Below are 9198 nucleotides of genomic sequence, written 5' to 3'. Positions count from 1 at the left end.
GGCTCCTTGACAGGCGCCAGCCTGTCTGCGTCTCCCGTCGCGCTATCCGAAATATATCACTAATATCTGATTAAATCTTTTTATCAAGGATTAGTATTATAATAAAAAGTCAGGGGCAGAACGAAGTCTGCCCCTGTTTTGGTTATTAATCAAGCAATAGATGAATCAACAGATCAGTCCCAAGCGGTTACGATATAGTGACCTAAATCATTCTTAGAGCCATCCATCCAATAACCTGCATGGTTGAAGTCTTTGATATCTTCAGTCTGAGCACCGTTGCCGTTGTTCAGGATAACGCCGGTAGCACCTGCGGGAACGTGGCATAAGAACTGAGTCTCGCCGTACTCGTTAACCTGAGTTTCAGCCTGGGCGGAACCCGGCCATGCGCCGTTCATTTCGTTGCCGTCGTCGTCCCAAGCATAGACATAAGCCTTGCCCCAATTGAAGTTATCGGTCAGAAGGAAGGTGTGCTCGGTCTGGCTACCGCCCTGAGTGGGATCGGTGTTGCCGCCGGTACCGGGATCCTTATAATTGCCGTCATACTCTAAGGTGTAGGTGTCACCGGAAGCAGGCTGCAGATACAGAGTATGAGAGCCGGCAGGTACATACATCTTATCGAAGGTAGAGGTCAGGTTTGCCTGATTCACCAAAGTAGCGGGATTTGCGAAGTTAGACCAGCCGTCGGTGCAATACTGAACGCCGGTATTGTAGTTGCGGACAAACACATAGCTGTCGCCGGGGAAGTCATAGGTCAAACGACCGTAGGCATCCATCGCGACCTCTTTTGTTCTGTCAGCGTCGGAAGTACCGAATTCCTCACAGTAAATCAGAGCGACGAACTTGTTGGGCAGCTTGACCAGATCCTTTGCTTCACCGGAAGTAGTCGGCTCAACAATAGCCTGAGTCGGCTGAGGAGCGGTAGTAGGCTCTACGACCTCACCGCTGCCGGTGTAGAAGTACTCATTGACCTTATAGGGGTTACCAATACCCGCAAGATAGCGCTGGAGATAGGTAACATCGGGCATATCCAAACCGTCCACACCGTCGATATCAGCAGCAAGAACACCGTCTTCGGTCAGCTGAGAAATCTCAGCGATATGGCGCTGCATCAAAGTAGCGTCGAGGATGTTGACGTCACCGTCGAGGTCAGCATCACCGCGGAGCAGTTTCTTGCCGACAGGCTGAGTAGCGGGCTGAGTAGCAGGCTGAGTAGCGGGCTGTGTGGGAGGATTCGGATCGTCGCCGCCGCCCAGAGAGGTATCGGCAGCAGTCAGGGTAGCAGCCGGATAGTCGCCGTAGTCCTCGAAACGAAGGTCGCGCAGAATCATAGAGCCTACAAGCTCATAACCGCCGTTCTCACGGTTAGCAGCGCTGTTGGCAGTACCGTAGTTAACAACCGTCTCAGGCATGGTACGACCGCAATAGCCGCCGCACTCATTGAAAGTGTGGAACAGATGGCAACGTCCGTATGCGTCAACATGGGACTTGTCGGTATAGGTAGAAGCGATAAAGCCTTCATTAAATTTAACATAATTGGTGTTCGCGGGAACATCGAAGTAATACAGATCGGTCTGTCCGGAAACAGCGAGCATCTTGTTAGAATCATAGCTTCCGATTTTTGTGGACGCAGCAACACCGGTCTTGCAGAATACATAGATTCCGGGAGCGCCGGTAGAAGCGACAGGCCACTTCATAACGCTGTTGTCAAAATAGACTCTCTTAGCCTCGCTGGCATTTTTCTTCTTAATATTATAAGTACGGGAAACAGTCTTGGAGCCGTTGGTAGCAGTAACCGTTACATCAACGCTCTTGCCATAAGGAATGGTGCTGTTCAGGGTGAAGGTCTTACCGGCTGCGGGGATCTCAACGGGAGCCAGGTTAGAAACCTTTACGGTACCAGAGGTCGCGTTCTTGAGGTCAACCTTTACGGTAGCGGTAGCAGCGGTGTAACGGCTCAGAACCTCGGGAGTCAGCTCGGTGTTGTTCAGGGACAGAGTGATCTCGGGCGCAGAGTTCTCGGCTGTAGTGTTGTAAACAACAGCTACACCTGTAGCACCGACGGTACCGGTGATCTTGCCGCCGGATACCTGGAAGGTAGCGCCGGAAACCTGATCCTTATAGGAGCCTGCGGTCATTGAGCAGGACTGGCTGATAGAAGTAGAGGAGCCGTTCAGGTTAACGATAACCATACCGGTAGTGCCGCGCTGTACGAACAGGTTGGCGCCGGAAGCGGTGGTGGTCTCGTTCTGACCTACAAACGCATTCTTAAACTTATTGACAGCAACAACGGTGGGATCCTTCCAAAGATCAAGAGCACCGGGGGCACCCATCAGATCATCATACTTGATGAAGCCGGCGCTGTCGAGAGCCTCGTGCTTAGGACGAACGAAGAACAGAGCGGGAGCATCGGCACGGGAACCGACAACAGCCCAACCCAGGATCTGCTGAGTGTGCGACAGAGAAGTGGACTTGTTGTCGCAGAAGGTATCGTGAGACTCAACCCACAGAACGTTCTTGTTCTTTGCTGCTTTGCCTTCATAACCATAGTTGATAAGACTGGAAGCGTTCTTGGAATTCAAAGCGTTACGCACAGTATCGCCGAAGGAATAATCAGTGACATTCATGTACTGCGTGTAAGCGCTGATGTTAAACTTACCGGCGGAAGCGAGAACCTCACCGTAAATGAAAGCATTGGAATTCTTTGCTTTAATCGCGTTGGTTACGGTCGGCCAGTAATCGGAACCGCTGCTGTCGCTGGGAGTCTCGATGTGCTTAGCAGCATCGAAACGGAAGCCGTCGACACCGTTATCAGCCAACGGGTCAAGCAGGTTGCTGATAACATAATTCTGATAACCCTTTACACTGGTATCGATATCGGGAAGCTGTCCGCCCAGGTCCTTCTGAGTCTGATCCTCACGACTGCTGTCGCTGGAGGTGGTATTAGATGTCAGCGAGTGACGAGCGTAACCACCGGATTTAACGAGAGTTCTCAGAGGCTGCGCTACAAGATTCGCTTCAGCCTTGGTAGTGCAGTTCGCTACATGGTTGGTAACGACGTCGGCGATAACCTTTATGCCGTACTTATGCAGCTCAGTGGTAGCAGCCTTCAGCTCCGCGGCGGTACCGAGAGCATTACCGACAGTCATGTCGATAGGCTGGTAGAACGACCACCAGTCAGTTGCGTAGGAACCGTCATTTGCGGTCACCTTTGTCTTCTGGATCGGAGATATCTGTACGGAAGTGTAACCGGCCTTAGCGATCTCGGGAGCGTACTTCACGAGATCACGCATGCGCCAGTTAAACGCGTGCAGAATATTACCGCTCTGGATGTTGGGTGCAAGAGCATAGTCCGATGCGCCGTCTGACGTCGCGGCAGTGTCTGAGGGAGCAGCCATACCGGGAATGACGCAGATGGTCAGCATCATAGCGATGACCATGATCAAGCTAACTACTTTTTTCATTTGCATCTTAAAACCTCCTAATTAAACAAATGATTTATTTGTTTTTGCCTTTATTTATCAGCTCGGACGCTTTCTCCAGAATCGGATTATCCTTGATCTTCAAACTCTTTTTAGGAGCCTTCGGAGGTTCCTCCGGTTCGGGAACAATATCGTCAGCTGAAATTTGCTTTTTACGTAATCTTTGCACAGCGCCTTCCTCTATCAGCGTATAGATCGCGGCAAAGAACGGAACGCCCAACAGCATACCGGGTACGCCGAACAGTCCGCCTCCGACGATGACCGAGATCATGATCCAGAAGCCGGAAATGCCAACCGTTTCGCCGAGGATCTTGGGTCCGAGGATATTTCCGTCGAACTGTTGCAGTATGATCAAAAATACGATGAAGCCCAGAGCCTCCATCGGGTTGATGATCAAAAGCAAGAACGCAGCAGGAACCGCGCCGATAACAGGTCCAAAGAACGGGATCAGGTTAAATACGCCGATGATAACGCTGATCAAAAGCGGATAATGGAAGCGGAAGATAGTCAAGCCGATAAAGCACATCACGCCGATGATCGACGAGTCAATGATCTTACCGACGATAAACTTACCGCATTTATTATTGAACACATCCGCAATCTTGAAGAATCGTTTGTGGAACTTTTCAGGCGTATATGCGACGATTGCGATCTTAAACTGGCGGATCAGTTTCTCCTTACCGGCCAAGAGGTAAATGGAGATAACGATTCCCAAGCCCCAGTTATACAGACCGTTACCGATACCCATGATGGTTGAGAACGCCGACGGAATGTAATTGGTTGCGATATTTTTGATGAATTCAGTCGTATCGTTACCGGTGATCAACGCAATCAAATTGCTGTATGTAGCAAACTCGTAGATGTTGTATCCTGTCCAGTGCTGAATAAAATCAGCAACACTGTCGGAGGCGGATTTAACCGCCTGCTCATACATGGGAATATTATCGATCAAGGTTGTTACGCTGGAAGAGAGCTCAGGGATCAGCGTGCTGATCAAAAAGCTTATTATACCAAATACTATAACATAAGATAGAATCAAAGACAAGGGGCTCCGTAGTTTTTTTAGCCACGCATGTTTGTTCCCCATCTTCTTGAAGGCATGATCCTTGAACGCTTTGTAGGGATAATTCAGCAGATAAGCAATCACCAAACCATACATCACAGGCGCCAGAACGGAGAAGATAAACTTCAATACCTTTGCCACGTCGCTGATGTGGATGAAAAAGAAAATTATCGCAACAGTATATAGGATTACTAACATTATATGCTTTAATTTTACATTTTTCAATATATCACCTCAAATTTTGGCAAAATCATATAGAATTTTGTGTGTTTTTTTGAAAAATAGAATTTGTCCAAAGGGTAATCAATTCAGAACAAACTCATCTGTGCAGAATCGGGTAAATCACCGAACGCTCCACATTCCTTAAGCGTTTCGATAACAGCCTTGGTGACCTTGGAGCGGGATACGACATCGTCAATACACAGATACTCGCCCTTTTTAGCGGCTTCTGCGAGCGAAATAGCCGCGTTCTCTCCAACGCCGGCAAGCGAGCAGAAAGGCAGACGAATCTTTCCGTCCTCGATAGCAAATTTCTTCGCCTCGCTTTTGTAGATATCTACCGGCAATACCTCGATTCCGCGAGCCAGCATTTCGTTCATGATCTGCAGCATCGGTATCTCGGCTTTATCTTTGGCAGACGCCTCAAAGCCCTTTTCCTCTATGCTCTTGATCTTACCCCTGACCGCCTCTCTTCCCTTTAAGAGGGTCGCGCCGTCAAAGTTATCGTTACGAACGGTAAAATATGCCGCGTAAAATGCCAGCGGCTTATGTACCTTATACCATCCGAGTCTGAGAGCAGAGATCATATACGCTGCCGCATGCGCTTTAGGAAACATGTACTTGATCTTCATACAGGAGTCGATGTACCACTGAGGAACGTTATGCTCCTTCATTGCGTTCAGGTGTTCCTCGGTGAGCAGCTTAGTTGACTTTCCCTTACGGACGATCTCCATAATCTTGAACGCCATAGAGGGATCGAGCCCCTTGTGCATAAGATATGTCATGATCGAATCTCGCGTACCGATAACCTCGGATATCGTGCAGGTACCGTCCTTGATCAGATCGGCAGCGTTACCGATCCAAACATCGGTACCGTGCGACAATCCGGAGATCTGTAATAAGTCGGTGAAGGTCTTAGGCTTGGACTCAACAAGCATCTGACGTACAAATCCCGTACCCAGCTCCGGCAGAGCAAAGGTGCCGGTCTCGCTGTCGATATCCTCCGGTGTTACGCCTAATGCAGCAGGAGATGTAAAGAGGGACATCACATCGGGATCGCTCATGGAGACGTCCATGACCGGGATACCGGTATTTTCCTCAAGATAGTGATAGATTGTCGGAACATCATGACCGAGCTCGTCGAGCTTAGTGATGGTATCATGGATAGAATGGAAATCAAAGTGAGTCGTAATATTATCCGAATCACTCTTATCGGCAGGATGCTGAACGGGACAGAAGTCATAGACCTCCATACCGCGCGGAACAACGACCATTCCGCCGGGATGCTGACCCGTTGTGCGCTTTACGCCGGTACAGCCTGCCGCCAAACGATTCATTTCCGCCTTGCGTAAGGTGCGATTATGCTCCTCACAGAACTTCTTGACGTAACCGTAAGCGGTTTTATCGGCTACAGTCGAGATCGTGCCTGCCTTAAAGACGTTTTCACGGCCGAAGAGTTCTTCCGTATATCGGTGGGAGGCGCTCTGCTGTTCGCCGGAGAAGTTCAGGTCGATATCGGGAACCTTATCTCCCTTAAAGCCGAGGAAGGTCTCGAAGGGGATCTCATGCCCGTCGCGCTCCATCGGCGTGCCGCAGTCAGGACAATTCTTCGGCGGCATGTCAAAACCGGAGCCATATTCGCCGTGTTCAAAGAAAATACTCTTCTTACACTTAGGACACAGATAATGCGGACACAAAGGGTTGACCTCGGAGATACCGGACATCGTTGCGACAAAGGACGAACCGACGGATCCTCGTGAACCGACCAGATAGCCGTGCGCCTCACTGTCGGCGACCAATTTCTGCGCGGTCATGTACAGCACGGAAAAGCCGTATTTCGTGATAGAATTAAGCTCTTTATCCAATCTCGCCTTGACGATCTCAGGAAGCGGATCGCCGTACTTATCCTTTGCTCGCTGCCACGTAATGGAGGTCAGCTGTTCCTCAGCGCCTTCTATGAACGGCGGGAAGTTGCCCTCCGGAATCGGACGGACATACTCGCACATATCGGCGATCAGGTTGGTGTTATCGATGACAACCTCCTCCGCCCTGTCGCCCAGATACGCAAACTCTTCAAGCATCTCGGCGGTCGTTCGAAAATACAGCGGTGCCTGATCCTCAGCGTCGTCAAAGCCCTGAGCCGCCAAGAGGATCATGCGGTAATCCGCGTCATGCGGATCCATGAAGTGAACGTCACAGGTTGCGACAACCGGTTTACCCAGCTTATCTCCGAGTTCGACGATCCGACGGTTAACGCTCTGCAGATGCTCCTCATCACGGAACGCTCCCTCTCGCAACAGAAAACGGTTGTTGCCGGAGGGCTGGATCTCTAAATAGTCATAAAACGAAGCAATACGTTCGATCTCCTCATCACTGCTATTATGAAGAATCGCACGATAAAGCTCGCCTGCTTCGCAAGCCGAACCGATAATCAGACCCTCGCGATGCTTCATGAGCTCCGATTTCGGGATCCTCGGACGGCGGTGGAAATACTTCAAATGAGAATAGGAAATCAACTTGTACAGGTTCTTCAGACCTGTCTGATTTCTGACCAGAATAATCTGATGATAGGTCGGCAGCTTACGATAATCGCCGCCGATAATCTTCCTACGCATGTCGTCCAGATCGTGAACGTCATGATTCTTTTGTAGGAGACGGACCATATTTAAAAAGATATTTGTCAACATCTCGGCGTCATCTACCGCACGATGATGGTTAAACTTTCCGAGACGAAAATGCTTTGCTAAAGTATCCAGCTTGACGTTATTGATATCAGGTAGGATATTTCGCGCGATTGCAACAGTATCAATAGAGGTAAAGTCATATGTAAAGCCAAAATCCCGGCAAGCTTTGCGAATAAAGCCGGTATCAAAGGGCGCGTTGTGCGCGACTAATACAGAGCCTTCACAGAATTTTAAAAAGCTACTGACAGCCTCCCGCTGAGAAGGAGCATCCTTTACCATGCTGTCGGTGATTCCGGTCAGCTGAACAACCTTCGCGGGAATCGGGCGTTCGGGGTTGGCAAAAGTCGAAAACGTATCGATAATACTGCCGTTTTTGATCTTTACAGCGCCTATCTCGGTAATCTTATCATTCGTCGCGTATAAGCCGGTAGTCTCCAGATCGAAGCAAACGAAGGTACCGTCGAGCGGCTCGTTGCCGCTTCCGTCCACAGGAGTACACAGGTCATCAATAAAGTACGCTTCTGTTCCGTAAATGACCTTGATCTCCTTACCGTTGCGCTCCAGCCCCTCCGCAGCGTTCATAGCGTCGGGAAACGCCTGAGCGACGCCATGGTCGGTGATGGCGATCGCCTTATGTCCGAAGTCGGCGGCACGCTTGACAAGCTTACCCGCCTCGGTTACGGCGTCCATCTGGCTCATATTGGTATGCAGATGGAGCTCTACACGTTTCTTAGGCGCATCGTCAACGACCTCGACCTTCCTGACGGTCGATATCGACTTCGCGCTGATGATCGTATCGCCTGCAAACTTATCAAATTCTACGTCGCCGGATACAATGATAGTAGAGCCCTTGCGGATACCTTCGAGCACCGAACAGTTCTGTATGGAATCAAAGACCTTCACGGTAACGGAACCTGTGTAGTCGGTGATATCGATGTTGATAATGTTTTTATCACCCGAACGTGTGACCTTAGTCTCAACGGCAAACACATCGCCCCAGACCGTCGCCCGTCCGGTATCGTAAGCGATCTTCTCGATCGGAATCATCTTTCCCTTAGTGATTCTGCCATAGAGCGGTTTCACACTCTCGGGAAGGATCTGAGGATACAGGTATCGGTCTTTGCGTATCTCGATACTCGAAACACTTTTCTCGCTTTCTCTTTTAGTCGAGGAGCGTTCCTCGCCTTCAAAAAGCTGTGTGAGTTCTTCAAGCTTCTCACGCGCGATCTTCTTCTGCGCGTTGTCAATACTCTCGGTGAACTGCTTATCGTCGACGCCAAGCTCCGTCACACCGGAAAAGATTATTTCAAAGCTCAGTCCAAACTCGCGAAAGATCAAATCGGAAAGCAGAACATCAAACTCCTTGGACTTTAATAACGCCAAACCGCCGTGCGCCAATTCAACATTCAGCCTGTCCTCTCCCTCACGCTTCAAAACAGCGTCATTCAGGGTACCGTTAAGACTCGGATTGCGCTCCTTTAACGCGGCGATCAACTCGTCGAAATAGTCCGTATCAAAGGCAGAGGACGGAAAATGAGGATGGATAATCACCTTATCTACGCCGATCTCTGCTTTAGCGATCTGCTTTTGCGTTTCAAAGATCGCCTTGCGGGTCAATAATATATCGGAATATATATCAATATTCAGTATTCGTTTGTCTTTATTAACACGGATTTGATTCACCGTCGCGTCAGCCATCGTACTGTCAAGCGACACGAGATACGGCGAAAAAACCTCACCTAGTTTTATCATT

3 protein-coding genes are annotated in these 9198 nt (G+C 49.6%); all 3 read right to left on the bottom strand.

Going from position 1 to position 9198, the window contains the following annotated elements; translation table 11 throughout:
* Positions 1–173: 173 nt before the first annotated feature.
* On the bottom strand, positions 174–3461 hold the full coding sequence (locus R2I50_RS02345) for an alpha-amylase family glycosyl hydrolase (RefSeq protein ID WP_316607492.1): 3288 nt from the start codon (positions 3459–3461) through the stop codon (positions 174–176).
* A 34-nt stretch (positions 3462–3495) separates the two neighbouring features.
* On the bottom strand, positions 3496–4740 hold the full coding sequence (locus tag R2I50_RS02340) for an AI-2E family transporter (RefSeq protein WP_316607491.1): 1245 nt from the start codon (positions 4738–4740) through the stop codon (positions 3496–3498).
* Positions 4741–4850: 110 nt separating this feature from the next.
* On the bottom strand, positions 4851–9197 hold the full coding sequence (locus R2I50_RS02335; protein ID WP_316607490.1) for a PolC-type DNA polymerase III: 4347 nt from the start codon (positions 9195–9197) through the stop codon (positions 4851–4853).
* Between the last annotated feature and the right edge of the window lies 1 nt (position 9198).

Source organism: uncultured Ruminococcus sp. (genome assembly GCA_902785355.1).
In the GTDB taxonomy this organism is placed as follows: domain Bacteria; phylum Bacillota; class Clostridia; order Oscillospirales; family Acutalibacteraceae; genus Ruminococcoides.
Note: the sequence above shows the minus strand (reverse complement) of the source record. Positions and strands in the feature narration are given on the sequence as shown.

What these genes read in the sequence shown, in the direction of transcription:
- R2I50_RS02345 (WP_316607492.1), bottom strand. Translation starts at nt 3,461, where the DNA reads ATGAAAAAAGTAGTTAGCTTGATCATGGTCATCGCTATGATGCTGACC.
- R2I50_RS02340 (WP_316607491.1), bottom strand. Translation starts at nt 4,740, where the DNA reads ATGTTAGTAATCCTATATACTGTTGCGATAATTTTCTTTTTCATCCAC.
- R2I50_RS02335 (WP_316607490.1), bottom strand. Translation starts at nt 9,197, where the DNA reads ATGATAAAACTAGGTGAGGTTTTTTCGCCGTATCTCGTGTCGCTTGAC.